At 72.4% G+C, this 18566-nt stretch carries 16 protein-coding genes; 8 read left to right on the plus strand and 8 right to left on the minus strand.

The window, feature by feature from the left end; translation table 11 throughout:
* Window positions 1–111 precede the first annotated feature (111 nt).
* Window positions 112–489, plus strand: coding sequence for a MerR family transcriptional regulator (locus tag PV789_RS09285; RefSeq protein ID WP_274977023.1), 378 nt, complete (start codon window positions 112–114; stop codon window positions 487–489).
* Between the two features lie 100 nt (window positions 490–589).
* Here the strand turns inward: PV789_RS09285 and PV789_RS09290 are convergent, their stop codons facing one another.
* Together PV789_RS09290 and PV789_RS09295 are read right to left on the minus strand one after the other, a co-directional pair.
* Window positions 590–1099 carry a lamin tail domain-containing protein gene (locus PV789_RS09290; RefSeq protein WP_274977024.1) on the minus strand — a complete coding sequence of 170 codons (510 nt, stop codon included), beginning with the start codon at window positions 1097–1099 and terminating at the stop codon, window positions 590–592.
* A 302-nt stretch (window positions 1100–1401) separates the two neighbouring features.
* Complete coding sequence (locus tag PV789_RS09295; RefSeq protein ID WP_274977025.1) at window positions 1402–2058, minus strand: TetR/AcrR family transcriptional regulator; 657 nt, start codon at window positions 2056–2058, stop codon at window positions 1402–1404.
* A gap of 54 nt (window positions 2059–2112) precedes the next feature.
* Between PV789_RS09295 and PV789_RS09300 the strand changes: the two genes are divergently transcribed.
* From PV789_RS09300 to PV789_RS09315, 4 genes are all read left to right on the plus strand, one after another.
* Window positions 2113–3087, plus strand: coding sequence for an alpha/beta fold hydrolase (locus tag PV789_RS09300; RefSeq protein ID WP_274977026.1), 975 nt, complete (start codon window positions 2113–2115; stop codon window positions 3085–3087).
* Between the two features lie 69 nt (window positions 3088–3156).
* Window positions 3157–3453 carry a hypothetical protein gene (locus PV789_RS09305; RefSeq protein ID WP_274977027.1) on the plus strand — a complete coding sequence of 99 codons (297 nt, stop codon included), beginning with the start codon at window positions 3157–3159 and terminating at the stop codon, window positions 3451–3453.
* 102 nt (window positions 3454–3555) lie between these two features.
* Window positions 3556–4644 (plus strand): helix-turn-helix domain-containing protein, encoded by a 1089-nt coding sequence (locus PV789_RS09310; RefSeq protein WP_368045822.1) that lies wholly within the window; start codon window positions 3556–3558, stop codon window positions 4642–4644.
* 4 nt (window positions 4645–4648) lie between these two features.
* Window positions 4649–5218, plus strand: a complete 570-nt coding sequence (locus tag PV789_RS09315; protein WP_274977029.1) for a PIN domain-containing protein — start codon at window positions 4649–4651, stop codon at window positions 5216–5218.
* A gap of 223 nt (window positions 5219–5441) precedes the next feature.
* On the opposite strand, the gene PV789_RS09320 is transcribed toward PV789_RS09315, so the two are convergent.
* The 5 genes from PV789_RS09320 to PV789_RS09340 all read right to left on the minus strand — a co-directional run bounded on the left by PV789_RS09320 (window position 5442) and on the right by PV789_RS09340 (window position 11857).
* Window positions 5442–7052 (minus strand): right-handed parallel beta-helix repeat-containing protein, encoded by a 1611-nt coding sequence (locus PV789_RS09320; protein ID WP_274977030.1) that lies wholly within the window; start codon window positions 7050–7052, stop codon window positions 5442–5444.
* Between the two features lie 613 nt (window positions 7053–7665).
* Complete coding sequence (locus PV789_RS09325; protein ID WP_274977031.1) at window positions 7666–8697, minus strand: hypothetical protein; 1032 nt, start codon at window positions 8695–8697, stop codon at window positions 7666–7668.
* A gap of 346 nt (window positions 8698–9043) precedes the next feature.
* A complete protein-coding gene (locus PV789_RS09330; RefSeq protein ID WP_274977032.1) occupies window positions 9044–9808 on the minus strand; it encodes a cupin domain-containing protein in 765 nt (254 codons plus the stop codon).
* On the minus strand, window positions 9805–10725 hold the full coding sequence (locus PV789_RS09335) for a DUF6807 domain-containing protein (RefSeq protein ID WP_274977033.1): 921 nt from the start codon (window positions 10723–10725) through the stop codon (window positions 9805–9807). Before PV789_RS09335 ends, PV789_RS09330 begins: the two co-directional genes overlap by 4 nt.
* The gene (locus PV789_RS09340) at window positions 10718–11857 is read right to left on the minus strand and encodes a Gfo/Idh/MocA family protein (protein WP_274977034.1); all 1140 of its coding nucleotides are present in this window, start codon (window positions 11855–11857) and stop codon (window positions 10718–10720) included. The genes PV789_RS09335 and PV789_RS09340 overlap by 8 nt, the downstream gene beginning before the upstream one ends.
* Before the next feature lie 155 nt (window positions 11858–12012).
* Here PV789_RS09340 and PV789_RS09345 point away from each other — a divergent pair, with 155 nt between their 5' ends.
* From PV789_RS09345 to PV789_RS09355, 3 genes are all read left to right on the plus strand, one after another.
* The gene (locus tag PV789_RS09345; RefSeq protein WP_274977035.1) at window positions 12013–13029 is read left to right on the plus strand and encodes a LacI family DNA-binding transcriptional regulator; all 1017 of its coding nucleotides are present in this window, start codon (window positions 12013–12015) and stop codon (window positions 13027–13029) included.
* A 755-nt stretch (window positions 13030–13784) separates the two neighbouring features.
* The gene (locus PV789_RS09350) at window positions 13785–15431 is read left to right on the plus strand and encodes an amidohydrolase (RefSeq protein WP_274977036.1); all 1647 of its coding nucleotides are present in this window, start codon (window positions 13785–13787) and stop codon (window positions 15429–15431) included.
* A gap of 186 nt (window positions 15432–15617) precedes the next feature.
* On the plus strand, window positions 15618–16952 hold the full coding sequence (locus PV789_RS09355) for an MFS transporter (protein WP_274977037.1): 1335 nt from the start codon (window positions 15618–15620) through the stop codon (window positions 16950–16952).
* Between the two features lie 239 nt (window positions 16953–17191).
* On the opposite strand, the gene PV789_RS09360 is transcribed toward PV789_RS09355, so the two are convergent.
* Window positions 17192–18493: a M20 family metallo-hydrolase gene (locus PV789_RS09360; RefSeq protein WP_274977038.1), complete on the minus strand. Its 1302-nt coding sequence runs from the start codon at window positions 18491–18493 to the stop codon at window positions 17192–17194.
* Window positions 18494–18566: the final 73 nt, after the last annotated feature.

Genomic DNA, 18566 nt, shown 5'->3' on the forward strand with positions numbered 1-18566 from the left:
ACAGGTTCTCCTCCGTGGGCGGTGTGCTCCGGTCGGGCACGTCGACTACGCTAAAACCTGACATTGATGTGAGGGGCAAGAGGCTGTGTCGCGGGTCACGGGGGAGGAAGCGTGCGCATCGGGGAACTCGCCAGGCGGACGGGTGTGAGCGTCCGGTCCCTGCGCTACTACGAGGAGCAGGGGCTGCTCACCAGCACCCGCAGCGCCAGCGGGCAGCGGCACTACACCGAGGCCGCCGTCGAGCGCGTCGCCTTCGTCCAGCGGCTGTACGCCGCCGGGCTCTCCAGCCGCACCATCTACGAAGTGCTGCCCTGTGCCGAGGCGCCCAGCGAGCGCAACTCCGACGCGGCGATGGAGCGCATGGCCCAGGAGCGCGACCGGCTCACCGAGCACATCGCCGAACTGGTCCGCACCCGGGATGTGCTCGACGGCGTGATGGACACGGCCCGCGCCTACCGGGAGCGGTTCCGCTCCGGCGCCGCCGCCTGACCCGTTCCGTCTGATCGCGCCCGGCCCCGCGCCCCGGAGCCGCCACGCCCGTCGGTTCGGCCCCGGCCCTGTGGCCGACCGGGCCGGGGCCGAACAGCGGTCAGCAGCGGTAGGTGGTGCCGTTGGCGGCGCTGCCCCAGTTGCAGGAGCTGATGGTGCCCGCGCTGGCGTTGTTGTCGGCACTGCCGGGGCGCTTCAGGCGCAGGTCGGGGTTGCGGCTGGTGCTGCTGTTGAGCAGCACGTGGCGGGCGTAGCCCCGGTAGATCTGGTGGTTGCCGTTGGAGTCGCGCCGGTTGGTGCCACTGCCGGTGCGCACGTAGGCCGTCGCACCCGCAGGCAGGTTGTAGGAGGGCAGCGGTCGCCCGTAGGTGTTGGTGGTGATGTCGGGGACGTACCCGCCCACGTTCACGGTGCGCGTGGTGACGTTCCTGATGAGGAAGTACTCGCCGTTGACATTGCTGGAGGTGTCCGACCCGGCGGCGTTGGGGCGCACGTGCGTGATCATCAGCGCCCCGGTGGTGGAGGCGGCCTGTGCCGGGGTCGACAGCAGGGAGGCGGCGGTGACGGCGGCCGCGGCGATCGCGGCGGCGCGCAGGGCAAGACGTGGCATGGACGCTCCTGAGGGGCTGATGGAAGCGTCATCGTCGCAGGCGCCGTGTCGCATGCGCGGCCTTTTGGAAGTATTTGGCCTGCTTTGGCCAACGTGTACACCTGTCCGGTGGGACCGCGTCCGTGACCGCGCTGACCGGTCCCGCCGCCGAGGCCGCCGGGACCGGGGCTCCGGTACGCCGCCCGGGTCCGCTCTGCGGTCGTCCGCCCCGAAGTCGTTGTCAGGGCGGACGCGGACGTGCCCCGGCGGGGGTCACGGGTGGGGAACGCGGGCGTGGAAGCCCCGTGCCGGTTCGCCGCCGGTCAGGAGAAGAGAACGCCGTCGAGCATGGCGACCAGTCCCTCGGCCGCCGCGAGCGGGTCGTAGTCGGGGTGGTCCAGGTGCTCGGCCACGATCGCGTCCATGCCGCCGCCGACGATCAGCGCCGTGGTGCGCAGGTCCGGCCCCTCCGTGCCCGGGTCCGCCCCGCGCGCCCGCCGGGCGGCCGCCATCAGGTCCGCCAGGGGACGCCAGCGCTGGCTGGAGCGGCGGTCCTCGTCGCTCACCGCCGCGATGACCACCCGGGTGTGCCCCGGGTGGTCGCGCAGGTAGCCGACCATCGAGCGGATGTAGGCGGCGGGGGCCCGTTCGGCGTCGACGCTCTCCACGGCCCGGCCCACGTGCTCGACCAGGCCGCTGAGCGCGCTCTCGTGCGCCGCGCGCACCAGGGCGTCCTTGGAGCGGAAGTGGTACAGCACCGCCGCCTTGGTGATCCCCGCGGCCTCGGCGATGCGGGCCAGCGAGGTCGCCGCGTCCCCGTGTTCGGCGATGAGCCCGACTGTGACGTCGATGAGCTGCGCGCGCCTCGCCTGCTCGGTCAGCGTGGGCCTGCGGGGTCCGCGCTCGCGCTCCCGTGGCTGCCCTTCTGCCTGCTCGTGCCCCTGTTCGGGCTCCCGCGACCGGGGGTTCTCTCTTGTCATGACTCCAGAACTTACCGTATGGTCAGATTACTTACCAAGCGGTTAGGGGTTGTCATGCAGAAGAAGAAGCGCAACCGGTGGATCATCGTGGCGTGCGCCGTGGTCGTCGCGGTGCTCCTCGCCGCGGTCGCCCTGCGCACGCCCTCACCGGTGGGGCACTGGCGCTCGGCCGAGGGGCGGGACGCCTTCATGCGCACCTACGAGGCCGCGATGGCCGACCTGCCCCGGCCCGACGCCGAGATCGACGTGCGCACCGACTACGGAATCGTGCGGATGTACCGCTTCGAGGGCACGGGGGACAGGGAGGAACCGCTGGTCCTGCTGCCCGGCCGGGCGGCGCCCTCGCCGGTCTGGGCGGACAACCTGCCCTCCCTGCTGGAGGTCGGGGACGTCTACACGGTCGACCTGCTGGGCGAGCCCGGGATGAGCGTGCAGGAGCGGCCGATCGAGGACGACGCCGACCAGGCGGCGTGGCTGCACCAGGCCCTGGACGGTCTGCCCGAGGAGGGGTTCCACCTGGTGGGGCTGTCGATCGGCGGCTGGACGGCGACCAACCTGGCCGTCCGCGAGCCCTCGCTGGTGGCCTCGTTGACGCTGGTCGACCCGGTGTTCGTCTTCGACGACATGCCCGTGGAGGCGATCCTGCGCTCCCTGCCCGCCTCGCTGCCCTGGCTGCCGCGCTCCTGGCGCGAGGACTTCAACTCCTGGACCGCGGGCGGCGCTCCGGTGGAGGACGTTCCGGTCGCCCGGATGATCGAGTCCGCCATGCAGAACTACGCGCTCAAGCTGCCCCCGCCCGGCAGGGTCAGCGAGGAGGCCCTCACGGACCTGGACGTGCCCGTGCTGGCGTTCGTCGCCGGACGGTCGGTGATGCACGACCCCGACACCGCCGCGGCCACCGCCGAGCGCGCCCTGCCCCACGGCACGGTGGAGGTCTACCCGGAGGCCTCACACGCGATCAACGGCGAGTACCCCGAGGAGCTGGCCGCCGACATCGCCGCCTTCCTGGAGGAGGCGGACCGGACCTGAACCGGGCGATGACCGGCCCTGGGGACAGCGGCGCGCTTGTCCGGGACCGATCGCGGGCACCACACGGACATGCCCGAACGCACCGAGGACGGACGCTACGTCGTGGTCTCCGGCCGACGTTGGCGCGCGAGCGACCCGCAGTTGCCGGAACCGGTACGCGAGCGCCTGGTGAGACACCTGATGTCCGCGCGCAGGGACGTGGCCGCCGCGCTGCGCACCGGGGACACCGGTGCCGAGGGGCGTGCGCGCGCACGTGTGGCCCTGGCCAAGGAGGGCCTGGGCGAGCGCGGAACGCCCTGGTGGGAACTGCCGGAGGCCGACCGCCGCCACCGCTGGGAGGACGCGCTGCGCCGCCTGGGCCCCTGAGGATCCGTTTTCGAAGGGTTTGTCTGCCAGCGCGGAAGAAATTACTTCACCGTTCTGGCATCCCGGTTCACACGCCGAGAGCGCTGTGCGATGATCGCACACATGGCACAGGAGCTGAGTTGGGAGTCGATCGGAGAGCGCGTCAAACTGAGCCGTCTCTCTGTTGGAATGTCCCAAGGGGAGATGGCCGAGCGCATCGGCTTGGAGCGCTCGATGGTCTCCAAGCTGGAGAGTGGAGTCCGCCATATCGACGCGGTCGAGCTCACGCGAATCGCCAGGGAGCTCGACTACCCCCTGGCTCACTTTCTGAGTGCCCCTCCCACCGTCGTCTCCCGCAGGACGGCCACCGCGACCGAGCTCGACAGGAGTGAAGATTCCAAGAGGGCTTATCGGACCGAAGCCCGACTCTCGGAGTGGTTGAGGGATGTACGCCAACTCATGGCCGATGGTGTGCTCAAGGCCCCGCCTCTGCTGCGTTTTCCAGGCACCGTGGGCAGCAGCGGTGAGGCGAAGGAAGCGGCTGTCTGGTTGCGTGAGCAGTTGGGTCTGGGGGCGGAGCCGTTGGGGTCGATGACCGAGGAGTGTGAGAGGGCAGGGCAGTACACCGCTGTCGTCTCGCTGCCTGAAGGGGCGGACGGAGCTTCCCTGGTAGACGACGACGTGGCTGTGGCTATCGTCAACGAGCACCTGCAACCCGGGCGGCAGCGCAGCACCGCGGCACACGAGCTCGGCCATCTCGTCCTGGGGGACGAGTTCTCCAGCGACCTGGGAGTGCACGCCTCCCGGCGGGACCGGGAGAAGGCGGTGGACGCCTTCGCCGCGGAATTCCTCCTGCCGACAAAGGTCGCCAGGCGGGCCGTTGCACGCAAGAACCCAGAAGAGGTGCGGCACAACCTTGTCAAGCTGTCCGCTACTTACAAGGTCTCCTGGACCCTTGCTGTCCATCAGGCGGTGCCCGAGGGCGGCAGGAAGGCGGAGTTCTGGCAGCGGATGAAGGAACAGACCCCCACAGCAGCGGAGTTCAGGAACTCCCTGGGGTGGAAGCCGCAGCCTGACCTGTCCGCGGTGCGGGTCCCCCCGGGGTACGCCTCAGCGGTGATGAGGGCACTCGATGACGACCTGATCACCGTTGTGGGCGCGGTCGAGATGATGCGAGGACAGGTGACCCCCGACGATTTCGACGAGGAATAGCGGTTTGGACCTCTCCTCCCGCGTACTGCTGATCGATGCCTCGCCTCTGTTGTACGCCGCCCGGATCGACCGCCTCGATGTCCTCGGGAGTCTGCTGAAAGGCTACGAGTGTCTCACTACCCACTCAGTCATTGAGGAAGTGGAGCGCAATGAGGAGGACAGCGAGGTTCTGCGACGGGTTGTGTCCGCCTCGTGGCTGGGCAGGGCGCGTACCGATTCCCTGGCCTACCACGGTCGTTTTCTGGCGTGGAGCCAGTGGCTGAAGATGACACACGAGCACAATATCGGTGAGACGACGCTGTGCACCTATGCCGACGCGCATGGTGGAACGGTGTACATGGACGACAAGCCCGCCCGTAAGGTCGCGGAACGCCGTGGTCTCGCGGTGCGGGGCACTGCGGGCCTGGTAGCGGACGCCTGCTGCGCCGGAACGTGGACGGTGACGAGTGCCTCCTCGTTCATGGACGACCTGATCGAGGCCGAACTGCGCCTTCCTTTCCACAAGGGGGGTTTCGAGACATGGGCGGTGCGGCAGGGACTTCTGAGCCCGGCGCATGGCCGCGTCCACAGATGAGGCCATGCGCCGGGCTCCCGGCCCGCGTCGTGGTGCCGCCCGGTCCTCCCGGCCGCCGTAAGCGCCTCCGGGCCCGTCGGACCGGAGGCGCGCAACCATGGGGTGAGGCCCCGGCCAGCGGACTTCCTCGCTGGCCGGGGCCTCCTGTTCGCGGGTGCGGGTCCGGGGACCGAACCGTGGCGGGCGCCTCGGTCGCGTCAGCGCACCCGGCCCGTGGCGCCGGTTACGGCGTGACCCGCTGGCCCCCGAAGGTCACGACCAGGGTGCCGTCGGCGGAGTGGGACCAGTCCAGGCCGCCGTCGTAGGAGGAGCACCGCGACCCGTTCGAGCCGGACCAGAACTGGTTGGAGCTGTCGGCGTTGCCGATGATCCGGTCGTTGGAACCGCTGTCGCACGAGGTGTTGCCGCGGAACACCGAGGAGCCGTCGTCGAAGTTGAAGTTGCGCTCCTCGTTGCCGATGCTGACGTTGTCCGACACCGTCATCGAGCCCGGGTTGCTGTTGTAGGTGAACCCGTGCTTGCCGTTGTCGTAGGCGATGTTGCCCGTGATGACGTGGTCGACCCCGATGTCCTCGCCGCCGAGCTTGAATCCGTTGCGGTCGCCGTTCCCGGCCTGGGAGCCGTCGCTGAGGATGCCGTTCTCGTAGGCCAGGGAGTCCTCGATGGTCACGGTGCCGATGGGGCCGGTGTCGTCCTTGGTGTAGAGGTCCCAGCCGTCGTCGATGTTGTTGTGGGCCACGGCGTAGCGGAAGACGTTGCCGGGGCCGGAGGTGAGCTTGGCGGCGAAGCCGTCGGCGTCCTCGCCGTCGGAGTCGGCGTTGTCGTGCGACTCCGCGCTCAGGATGAGGTTGTGGGCGGGCCAGTCGCTCTCGGGGGTGCTGGAGACGCGGCGCGAGAGCTGGAGGCCGGTGTCGTGGTTGAAGCGGGTCACCGTGCGCTCGATGACGTTGTGGCTGCCGCTGACGAAGATGCCGTTGTCCCCGGCGTGCTCGACGACGATGCCCTCGATGTGCCAGTAGGACGCCTCCAGCGCCAGGCCGCGGTTGGTGGAGTCCTCGCTCTGGGCGGAGAAGTTCAGCACCGGGGTCTCACCCGGGTAGGCGGACAGCTCCGTGCGGTCGGCGGAGGTGCCGTCCTCGCCCAGCGGGATGGTGACCGTGTCCGAGAAGGAGTAGGTTCCGCCGCGCATGTGGATCGTCCCGCCGGGTTCGATCCGGTCGATGGCCGAGGTGAGCGTGGTGGGGTCGGACTCGGTGCCGTCAGCGCCCGCGCTGCCGCCCGGAGCCACGTACAGCGCGTCCGAGGTCGGCGGGTCGCCGTCGTCGCCGCCCCCGTCATCGCCGCCGCCGTCATCGCCTCCGCCGTCGCTGGTCTCCACGTCGAGGTAGTCGACGTTGGGCATGCCCTGGGAGCCGGTCGGGTCGAACCGGATCGTGTTGGCGCCCTCGTCCAGTTGGACGGTGAGCGTCTTGGTCGCCCACTCGTCCCAGTCGCCGGTGCCCTCGAAGGAGACCGACGCCGCCCGGGAGCCGTTCACGAGGACGTCGGCCGGGCGGGCGGAGGAGGTGCCGTTGGCGAAGTGCACGGTCAGCGTGGCCGTTTCCGGGGCGGAGGCGTTCACGCTGAACTGCACGTGGGCGCCCTCCTCGTTCTCGGTGTCGCAGAACCCGTCGCCGGAGTAGCCCGGCCACTCGGTCTCGATGCTGCCGTTGCAGGAGGCTGAGGAGCCCTCGGCCTCGTAGCGGGTGGTGGCGGCGTGCGCCGCCGTGCCGGAAAGCGTGACGAGCGTGCCTGCCAGGAGGACGGCGCACGCGAGGGCGGGTCTGGTCTTCATCGTTCGTCTCCAGGGGGGTTGGTGCGTCTGACCATTGGGACGGTGAACGGAAAGGACGGGAGTGATGGAAGGGGCTGGGGGATGGGGGCTTCGCGGGTGCGGTCGGTGCGGCACAGCCGTTGCTGTGGAGTCGTTGCGGCGCGGTCGGCCATGGGGTGGTGCGGCCACGGGGCCGACCGTTCCGGTGGAACGGTGGTGCCCGTAGTCCGGAAAGCGCTTTCAAACGAGAAGTTAAGTGTTCGTTCTCAGCGCGTCAACGGTCTTGTTCTCCGTGTGCTTTCGTGTTAATAGCGCGGAGTCCTTCCTGTTCGGGGCGGTGTTCACTTTTTTGGAAGTGCTCTGTGTCAGGTTTCGTGGCTCTCGGTCGCGGGGGCGTCGTTGTGCGGGTGGCGCGTTGAGGCGTCCGATTATGTGCCCGGTGGAGAAGAAGGGCCGCGAGTGACGGAAGGGGTTTCGACTGTGTTCGCGCGACGCGCTTTGCAAGGGCATTGGCCTGGATGGACGGCGTAGTCGGAGACGCAGAACCAGGTGATACGGAAAGCCCTTACCAGGACACTGGTGAACGCTGGTACCGCCATTCCGCGTCCCAGCGGCGCCCCGTCAGCCCCGCACCTCAGGGGCGCGGGCCACCGGTGATCTCCTCGGCGATCCGCTCGGCGTCGCCGTCCCTGATCAGCCGCAGGTCACCGGCCAGTCCGATGACCTCCTCCGGGACCGGGCCCGCTGGTCCGGCCGTGAGGTGGACGTCCGCGTAGGTCTGCGGGTCCGCTCCCACTGCCACGCGCACGATGACGCCGTCCGAGGGCGGTCCCTCCCGGAACACCACGCCGCTCCGCCCGTGTGCCTCGAAGTCCTCGCACGCGGTGCCCTCGTCCACGCAGCCGCTCCGGAGCGGTCCGGCATAGTCGTGCTCGGTCCAGTGGGGGTCCCGTTCCGCGGAGCCCCAAGAGCTGACGCTGATCTCGGCGCCGTCGGCGCGCTGGTAGGTGATCTGCCCTGCGCGGTCCGTGGCCACGGCGGTCCAGTCCTCGGAGTCCAGCACGGCCCGGGCCGGAGGGTTGCCGGTGAGGGAGTACACGACGCGGTCGAACGGCGCCCGCGCCCTGGCCAGACTCTCCTGCTGTCGGTCCTCGACCGTGTACCCGTCCAACGCGGCCCGCGCCGCGACCACGGCCGCGAGAGCGGCGGCGGCCCACAGGATCCCGCGTCCACGGGTGAGGTGGAGCACGGTGAGGACGGCGGCTCCGCCGACGACCAGGGTCACCGTCAGGTGCGTGTACACGGTGACGAACACGCTCCAGCCGAGATCGGCCTGTTCGAGCATGAGGAAGTACTGGAGGAGGGCGGTGACCACCACCGCGGACAGCAGCAGCACACTCCACAGGGGATGGGGCAGGCCAGCCCTCCGGAACCCCGTGAACGTGACGTAGAAGAGGGTGGCGGTGGCCAGGATGTGGAGGAGCGCCCCGGCCAGGGGGCCGAGGTCCACGTTCGGCGCAACACGTGCCGGGGAGAGCGCGAGGTCGGCCAAGGGGAAGCAGAGCGTGAGCAGGATGCACAGGTACGGCGCACCGAAGAGCCACAGGGAGCTCCGTCTGGTGTCTCGGCGTTCGGGAGCGGCTTTACCGGGGGCGGGGGAGTCCACGCGGTGGCCTTTCATCGGAGGGAGGCGTCCGGTAGGACGCGCCGGGCAGTCGGCCGGTTGCGCCGTGGCAGCCGAAGGCCGTCCGCTCCGCGAGGGCGGAGCCGTGGCCGTTTCCCGGGGCGGTCAGTTGTTCCCTTCCGGGCTTTCCGGGGTTCGGGGGGCGTTCGGGGTCTCCGGGGCAGCTGAGGCGTACCGGGCCCCTGGGGCTTCCGCTAAGGCGGAGGTGTCCGTGGCCGCTGGGGTCTCCGGCGCTCCCGGGGCACTCCGGACCTCTGAAATCGAGGGTGCCCGGGGCTTACGGGGCCTGCGGGGCTCCCAAGAGTCCGAAACGAAGGGTGTCCGACGCCTACGGGATCTCCGGGACTCCCGGGGGCTCATCGGTGCCGGGGGCCTCCGCGACCCGCCACGTGCGCAGGCGTCCGCACATCCCGAACGCCCGGGGCCCCGGCCTCGGCTCGGTGCGCACCACGGCGGCCTCCCGCATGATCCCCGGGTCGCCCCCGGCCAGCGACGCGAGCTGCTCCCGGGTGCGCTCCACCTCCCGTTCCACACCCTCGCGCCAGATCTCACGCCATTCCCGCACGCGCGGCCGCACTACCTCCGCCACGAGCCGGTGGAACTCCTCCAGCGCCCCCGCGCCCTCCTCCCGGACCGACGCGACCAGCTCCCAGTAGCCCCGCAGGGCCAGATCGCGCCGGGCACGCGCCCGCTCCGCGCGCAGCTCCTCCGACCCCTCCGCGGGCAGGGCCGCCGCGGCGGCGTAGGCCGCGGTGTCGGCCAGCACCTCACGGGGGAAGGTGAACACCGCGTCACCCGCCTCGGGCAGGCCCGCGTTCTGCATGACCACGGTGATCTCCAGCCCGCCGGAGTTCACCAGCCGGTGCACCGTGCCCGGGGCGAACCACAGCACGGCGCCGGCCGCGAGCGGGTCGGCCGCGACGCCCCCCGGGGTGACCGTGTGCACCTCGCCCCGGCCCGAGACCACCACGTAGGCCTCCGACGACGCGGTGTGGACGTGGGGCGTGCCGCCGTGCAGGCCGTCTGGCGCCTCCCAGTCGTAGACCCGCAGGCCGCTGACGGCGGTGCCGCCGGGGAAACGGGGCGTGTTCACGGCGTGTCCTCCCCGGGCGCGTACTCCCGCGCGAGCGCACCGGCCTCGTCCACGGCGCACACCCGGTCGACGAACACCAGGCGGTGGCGCAGGCTCAGGGTGCGGTCCGGCTCCAGGACGACCTCCTCGTCGAAGGAGGGGGAGGGGCTGAACACGGGGAAGGGCTCGGTCCGCACGAACCACCTGATCGGGACGGCGGCGCTCGTGGTCCCGGCGTAGGCCAGGACCGTCGCACCCCCGTCGATCTCGTCGTGCTGGCCGCTGAAGGCGATCCAGTTCGCCTCCGTGCCCATGACGTCGGCGCCGGTGAGGCCGGTCGCGCTGACCACGTCGCCGCCGGTCCACGACCGGGGGCCGCGCCAGAAGAGCCCGGTGTAGCCCGCGGCGGCGCGGCCGTGGGTGGTGGGGCTGCCCAGTTCGAGGGTCCTCCCGCGCACGTTGGTCAGCGAGGTCGCGAAGTCCAGCGCCCAGATTCCCCGTTCGCGGTCCGCCGAGTGGAACCGGTGGGTGCGCACCTCGGCGATCCACCGCTCGCCGCCCGAACTCCTCCAGGCCAGGCGCTCGGTGACCGAGACGCCCTCGCCGTCGCGGGCCACGGAGGTGAACCCCTCGTGGCCGATGGCGCCGTTGTTGCCCAGCCACCGGTAGCCCTCGCCGCGGACGAAGGTCGGCCCTCCCCAGAAGTTCTGTCCCGAGACGTGGGACCAGGTCATCTGGAGGCCCTTGTGCCACCGGTGGTCCCACGGCCGGAACGCGGTCAGCGGCGCGCCGCTCAGGGTGCGCAGGGGGTGCAGGTAGGGCTTGGGGGACTCGGTGGCGGGGGAGTCGGGGCGCAGCACGTAGCGCGCGATCTCGACCCCGCCCACCGCCACGGTGAGCGCGTCGTCGCCTTCGGTCAGGGTGGGGGTCTCAAGCACCTGTGGTCTCCTCCGTCCTGGTGAGGACGGCCGCGGCGGTGACCGCGTCGCCCCCGTGCATCGCGTGGTAGAAGCCGTCGTCGGGGGTCAGGTCCCGCCGCCGTACCGTCGTGCCGGTCAGGGCCGACCGGTACATGCCCGCGACGAGTTCGAGCGCGCGCCGCCCGTCGGGGCCGCTGGCGCGGGGCCGCTCCCCGCGTTCCATCGCGTCGAGCAGCGCCGCGAGCTGGGCCCGGTGCGAACTCGGCTCGTCCTCCACCGGCGGCCAGGACGCGACCGCGTCGGCGTCGCGCACGTGCGGCGCGGGGGTCCAGCGCCAGTGCGCGTTGTCGTAGCCGTAGAGGTGCTCCAGCTCGACCGTGGCGTGCTCGAAGTCGAAGCGCAGGTAGCTGGTCTCGCGGGGGGAGAGCAGGCTGTTGGCCACCGAGACGGTCGCGCCCGACTCCAGGCGCACGATCGCCATCGACACGTCCTCGGTCTCGGTGGGCCGCGCGGTCGTGGACATCACGGCCGTGACCTCGGACCAGTCGCCGAGCAGGGAGAGCATCAGGTCCATCTGGTGGATGCCGTGGCCCATGCTCGGGCCGCCCCCCTCGGTCGCCCAGCGTCCGCGCCAGGGGACCTCGAAGTAGTCCGGGGCGCGGAACCACAGGGTGTTGCACACGCCGACGAGCGGACGGCCGAGCGTTCCCTCGGCCAGGTGGCGGCGCAGGCGCTCGGCGCCGGAGCCGAAACGGTGCTGGAACACGTAGCTGACGAAGGGCCCGCGCTCGCCCCCTTCGTGGGTACCGACCTCGTCGTACTCGGCCAGGGACAGCGCCGGCGGCTTCTCGCACCACACCCAGCACCCGGCGTCCAGGGCCGTGGTCACCGCGTCCTTGTGCGCGACGGGCGGCGTGCACACGATCACCAGGTCGGGGGACTCGGCGCGCAGCAGGGCGTCGAGGCCGGTGTAGCGGCCGGGAACGCCCCACTCGTCGGCGGTCGCGGCCACACGGGACGCGTCGAGGTCGGCCAACGCGACCACCTCGACCCTGTCCCCCAGGGCGGCGAGCGCGGGCAGGTGCCTGCCCCGGGTGATGCCGCCGCTCCCGACGACGGCTACGCGAATCGGTGGTCTGGGACTCGGCACTGGCACACCCCTCGGATCACGAACCCATGGTGAACGTTCACTTTCTGCGGCCGGGTCTAAAATAGTGATCGTTCACATCCACCGTCAAGACCGACGCGGTCAAGACCGGTCCCGCCGACGGACGCCGCCGACGGGCCCCGCCCCAGGAGGAGCCGATGGCCGAACCCGAACCGACCAGGCGCCGACCGACCATCATGGAGGTCGCCCGCCTGGCGGGCGTCTCCCACCAGACCGTCTCGCGCTACCTGCGCTTCGAGGGCGGGCTCAAGGAGGCGACCCGCGAGCGCGTGGACGCCGCGATCCGGGAGCTCAACTACCGCCCCAACCTGGTGGCCCGGTCGATGCGCACGCGCCGGACCGGGCGCCTGGCGATCCTCCTGCCCGGCGTGCCCGGTGCCAGCCCGAGCCGGTTGCTGGCCGGGGCCATCGCGACGGCCCACGCGGAGGGGTTCGTCGTCGAGGCGGTGAGCGTGGACGGCGGGGTCGGGGCCCGGACCGAGCGCATGCTCGAACTCGCCGGATCGGGCCAGGTGGAGGGCGTCCTGTCCCTGGCCCCCGTCGCCCCCGACAGCCTCCGGGACTCGGGCGAGGGCGCCTCCGTGGTCGTCTCCGCCGACTACGACGACGAGATGCGCGGTCTGGGCGAGATCGCCGACGGATCGGTCGTCGCCGACCTCGTCGAGGGGCTGGCCAAGACCGGGCACCGGCGCTTCCTGCACGTGTCCGGCCCCCTGCAGTACGCCTCGGCGCGGGGGCGCAGGCGGACCTACCTGGAGGCGGTCGAACGCCTGGGGCTGGAGTCCCACGGCGTGTTCGACGGCGACTGGACGGCCGAGTCCGGCGCCGAGGCCGTGCACTCCCTGCCCGAGGACAGCGGGGTCAGCGCCGTCATCGCGGGCAACGACGTGGTCGCGGCGGGCGCGGTCCGCGCGGCGATGGAGCGCGGGTGGAGCGTGCCGGGAGACCTGAGCGTGACGGGGTGGGACAACAACCCGGTGGGCGCCTACCTGTCGCCCTCGCTCACCACGGTCGACGTGGACCTCGAACGGCTGGGCGTCAACGCCATGCGCCGCCTCGTCGCGGCCGTGCGGGGCACGGCGGCGGAGGTCGGTCGCGAGCCGCTCAACACGATCCTGTGGCGCGAGTCCACCGGCCCGGGCCCCTGGCGCTGACGGCGGGCCCCGCCCGGGCCTCCGTGCCTCTCGCGTCCTCGCGCCTTCTCGTCCCTCGCGCACCTCGCGTTCCTCGGGTACCGGAGGCCCCGCGCCCCCCGCGCCCCCCGCGCCCCCCGCGCCCCTCGGACCCCTTGGGCACCGGGGGCCCGCGCACCTCGCGTTCCTCGGGTACCGGAGGCCCCGCGCCCCTCGCGTCCCTCGGACCCTTCGGGCACCGGGGGCCCGCGCCCCTCGCGTCCCTCGGACCCTTCGGACCCCTCGGACCCCTCGCGTCCCCCGGGCACCGGGGGCGACATGGAGGCGCCGGGTCCGGACCGCCCTGCGCCCCGCACGTGCGACTGTGCGATGTGACACCGCGCAGGTAACGGCGTATGACGTGCGTGTTTCGGGAATGTCGCGCAGCGGGCGGTCGTTGTGCACATGCCTATCTCCGCGTGCCCAATCCGCTGCGAATCGCCATTGTTCGCCAGCTCACAGTTGCTGCAACCTGGAGGGAAATCCCAGGTGGGGGCGGCGTGAACCGTGCGGCACCAGCGGGGGCGGGAGCACGCGCGACCGCCACGGCGCGGGCGGTTCCACGCCCGCCGCCGACCCCGTGCACGGTGCGTCCGGCGGCTCCGCTCCGCCCGCTTCCGTCCGCGCGGCACGTCGGCTCCGCCCGTCGGATGCGCCGCGTCCGGCCGCGCGCCCCGCCCGGGACCCGACCGCCGCAACCGTCCCGACCGCTGCACCCCACGGAGAACGCCTCCAGCATGCTCGACCTCAAACTGACCAACGCCCGCATCCGCACGGTCGACGACGACCGGCCCTTCGCCACGGTGCTCGGCATCGCCGCCGGACGCGTCCTCGGCCTGGACGAGGAGGTCGCCGACCTGCCCGCGCGCAGGACGGTCGACTGCGGCGGCGCCGTGGTCGTCCCCGGGTTCGGGGACGCGCACAACCACATGGCGTGGTTCGGCCAGTCGCTCGCCGAGCTGGAGCTGGAGACCGTGTCCACCCTGGACGCCCTCTACGACGCGGTCGCCCGCGCCGCCGCGACGCTGCCCGAGGACACCTGGATCGTCGGCTCCGGCTACGACGACGCCCTGCTCGGCACCCACCCCGACCGCCACGGTCTCGACCGGGCCGGAGGCGGCCGACCCGTCTGGCTCAAGCACCGCTCCGGCCACATGTGCACCGTCAGCAGCGCGGTCCTGCGCCAGGCCGGGATCGACACCGCCGTCTCCGACGCAGCCACGGCCGACCCGGGCGGGGGAGTGATCGTCCGCGACGGCGCGGGCGCCCCCACCGGCCTGCTCCAGGAGCGCGCGCAGGAACTCGTGACCGCGCTGGTCATGCCCTACCCGGTGGCCGAACTCGCCGACGCGCTCGCGCGCGCCTCCCGGGTCTACGCCTCCGAGGGCCTCACCCACGTCGTGGAGGCGGGCATCGGGCGCGGGCTGATCGGCCGCACCCCCGTGGAGGCCGCCGCCTACCAGCTCGCCCGCGACCGGGGCGAGCTGCTTCCCCGGGTCGAGCTCATGGTCGCCGCCGACAACATGCACCCGCTGGGCGGGCACGCCGACGACGGGATCGACACCGGCATCGACCTGGGACTGCGCACCGGCTTCGGCGACGACCGGCTGCGCCTGGGACCGATGAAGATCTGGCTCGACGGGTCCCTCATCGGCCGCACCGCCGCCGTCACCGAACCGCTCTGCGGCCACGGCCACGGCGTGTACCAGAACTCCCCGGAGGAGATGCGCGCGCTGGTCGTGGCCGCCCACCGGGCCGGGTGGCGCGTGGCCGCGCACGCCATCGGCGACGACGCCGTCGACGTCGCCCTGGAGGCGTTCGCCGAGGCCCAGCGCGCGCTGCCGCGCCCCGACGTGCGCCACCGCATCGAGCACGCGGGCGTGGTGCGCCCGGACCAGCTTCCCCGCATCGCCGAGGCGGGCCTGGTCCCCGTGCCCCAGCCCCGGTTCCTGTACGCCCTGGGCGACGGCATGGCCGCCGCCGTGGGCCCGGACCGCGTGCCCTGGCTCTACCGGCACCGGTCCTTCCTCGACCACGGGCTGCGCGTCCCGGGCAGTTCGGACCGGCCGGTCGCCCCGGGGGCGCCGCTCCTGGGCATGGAATCGATGGTGGAGCGCGTGACCGCCTCGGGAACCGTTCTGGCCGCCGACGAGCGTGTCAGCGCCGAACAGGCCCTGCGGGCCTACACGATGGACGCGGCCTGGGCCAGCCACGACGAGCACCGCAGGGGCAGCCTGACCCCGGGCAAGCTCGCCGACCTGGTGGTCCTGGACCGCGACCCCGTGGACACCGCGGAGGAGGGCGTCGGCACGATCCGCGTCCTGGCGACCCTCGTCGGCGGGGAGTGCGTACACGGGGCGGACGTCCTCGACGGCCTGACCTGACCCGTCCCGGCCGGACCGGCGCGGTCCGGCCCGAACCGGCCTGACACGGCTTCCGGCCCGGTCCCACCCGGCCGGGCCCCGGCCCGTGTCCGACGGGCGGCACCGGGCGAACGCCCGCCCGGCACCGCCCCATCCCCTGAACACCGCGCCGCCGCCGGCGCGGACAGCGAATAGGAGAAACCAACCATGAGTGACCTCGACCCAGAGGCGACCGAGGAGCGCCCGGCACGCGGCGGGCCGGTGGTGAGCGGTCGCGAGGCGGGCCGGATCGCTTTCGCGGCCTTCGTCGGAACCGCGCTGGAGTGGTACGACTACTTCCTCTTCGGTACGGCCGCCGCGCTCGTGTTCAACCGGCTGTACTTCACGACGCTGGACGCCACGGCCGCCACTCTGGCCGCGTTCGCCACCTTCGGCGTCGGCTTCGTCGCGCGTCCGCTGGGCGCGGTGCTGTTCGGCTGGATGGGCGACCGGATCGGACGGCGACCAGCGCTGCTGATCACCGTGGTCTCCATCGGTGTGGCCACCGGCCTCATCGGCCTGCTGCCCGACTTCGCCTCGATCGGCATCGCCGCTCCGCTGCTGCTGGCCCTGCTCCGGCTCGTGCAGGGCGTCGCGGTCGGCGGCGAGTGGGGCGGCGCGGTGACCATCGCCGTCGAGCACGCCCCGCCGGAGAAGCGCGGGCGCTACGCGGCCCTGCCGCAGATCGGGTCGCCCGTAGGCACCCTGCTCTCCTCGGGCGCGTTCTCGCTGGTCCTGCTCCTGCCCGCCGACCAGTTCGACTCCTGGGGCTGGCGCCTGCCGTTCCTGGCGGCCTTCCCGCTGCTGCTGGTCGCGGTCTACATCCGCCAGAAGGTGGAGGAATCGCCGGTCTTCGAGGAGATGGAGAAGCAGGAGGCGCGCTCCAAGGTCCCCGCGATCGACGTGTTCCGCCACGCGTGGGGCAGGCTCCTCATCGCTATCGCGTCCGCCATGCTGGGCGTCGGCGGCTTCTACGTCATGACGACGTTCGCCATCAGCTACGGAACCGACACCCTCGGGCTGTCGCGCAGCCTCATGGTCAACTCCACCCTGGTCGCCGCGGTGGTGCAGATCGGCGTGATCATCTACTTCGGGCGCCTGGCCGAGAAGCTCGGCCCCGGACGCGTCACCATGTGGGGCGGTATCGCCACGGCGGTGATCGCCTTCCCGGTGTTCTGGCTGATCGACACGACCTCGCCGGTGCTCGTGGTGCTGGCGGTGGCCGGCGGCGTGGGTTTCCTGTCCATCGCCTACGCGGTCTCCGGCGCGCTGCTCACCGAGCTGTTCCCGGCGAACCTGCGCTACAGCGGCGTCGCGCTGGCCTACAACCTGGCCGGTGCCCTGAGCGGCTTCCTGCCGTTCATCGCGACGGCCCTGCTGGAGAGCGCGGACGGCCGGTCCTGGATCGCCTCGGCGCTGTTCCTGGGGATCGCCCTGATCACGGCGGTCGGCGGCTTCTACGGCGAGCGGCTGCGCGTGCGCGACGACGTGGTGGTGCGCTGACACCGCGGGGAGGAACGCGACGGGCGGTGTCCGGGGGGCTCCCCGGACACCGCCCGTTCCGTCGTCCGGGCCCGTTCCGCACCGCGCACGGGAGCCGACGGGTACCGCGCCGCCCGATGCCGGGGGCGGCCGCCCTTCCCGGCCCCGGGGCTCCGTGTTCCGCCCCGGACGCGGCGAGGGGCCCGCGCGACGTGCGCGGACCCCTCGGTGCCCTCCGGCTCAGCGTCCGGGCGCTGCGCTCACGCGCGTCCGGGCGTGTAGGACCCGTCGGAGGCCAGCTCGCCCGCGCCGAGCCGCCGGACCACGTCGGTGAGCACCGCCAGGCCCGCGACCAGGTCGGCGTCCTCGGTGTACTCGCCCTCGTTGTGGGACACGCCCCCGACCGAGGGCACGAAGAGCATGACCGTGGGCACGCGCTCCTTCATGTTGATCGAGTCGTGCCCGGCCACGGTCATGACCTCGTCGCTGCTCAGCCCCAGGCTCCGGGCGCTGGCGCGGGCCAGGGCCACGCCCTCGGGCTGGTAGGGGTTGACGCCCCATGCGTGGGAGAGGGTCTGCTCCACGGTGACGGAGGCCGCCGCCTCGATACGGGTGACCTGCTCCTGGAGCAGCCGGTCGGCCTCGGCGAGCACCTCCTCGTCGTGCGAGCGCAGGTCGAGCAGCAGCTCGGCTCGCGAGGGCACCACCACCGGCGAGTTCGGGTAGACGTCGAGCTGCCCCACGGCCGTGTGCAGGACCCCGGGGAACCGGTCCGCCAGCTCGCGCGCGGCCACGACCAGCATGGAGGCGCCCACGAGCGCGTCGCGGCGGTCGGCCATCACGGTGGCCCCCGAGTGCGCCTGCTCCCCGTGGACGGTGACCGCGTACTTGCGCGCGGCCCAGCTCGCGCTGACCAGGCCGATCGTGGTGGAGGACTCCTCCAGGACGCGTCCCTGCTCGACGTGGATCTCGGCGCAGAAGGCCGCCTCGGGGCCGTCGCCATCACCCAGGAAGCCCGTCGGGGCCAGGGCCTCGGCCACCGTGACCCCGTCCGCGTCGCGCGCGGCCAGCGCCGTCTCCAGCGGGAGCGCGCCGGTGTAGACGGCGCTGCCCATCATGGAGGGCGTGAAGCGCGAGCCCTCCTCGTTGAACCAGTTCACGACCGCGAGGTTGTACACGGGCGCGGGGGCTCCGGCGGCGGCGTCCTGCCCGGCGATCCGGAAGACGGCGTGGGCGGCGGCCAGCACGCCGTAGGCCCCGTCGTAGCGCCCCGCCGTGGGCTGGGAGTCCATGTGCGAGCCGACGACCACGTAGGGGGCGCCCGGCACCCGCTCCAGCAGGCCGAACTGGTTGCCGACGCGGTCGTAGACCACCCGCAGCCCCCGCTCGGTCAGCAGTCCCTCCAGCCACCGCCGCTGGGCGGTGTCGGGCCCGGTGGCGGCCTGCCGGTCGACGCCCCCCGACGGCGTGGCGCCGAAGGCGCTCATGGCCCGGAAGTCCTCCAGGAAGCGGGCGTCGGCGGATGCGGCGTCCTGCGACGGGCCCTGTTCGTATGCGGTCATCTCGGTGTTCCTCTCGGAGAACGTCGGGTCGCGGGGGGCCGGGCGTGGGCCACGTCCATCCTCGCCACGCGCC

The sequence above is a fragment of the Nocardiopsis camelliae genome (genome assembly GCF_028993595.1).
GTDB classification, from domain to species: domain Bacteria; phylum Actinomycetota; class Actinomycetes; order Streptosporangiales; family Streptosporangiaceae; genus Nocardiopsis; species Nocardiopsis dassonvillei.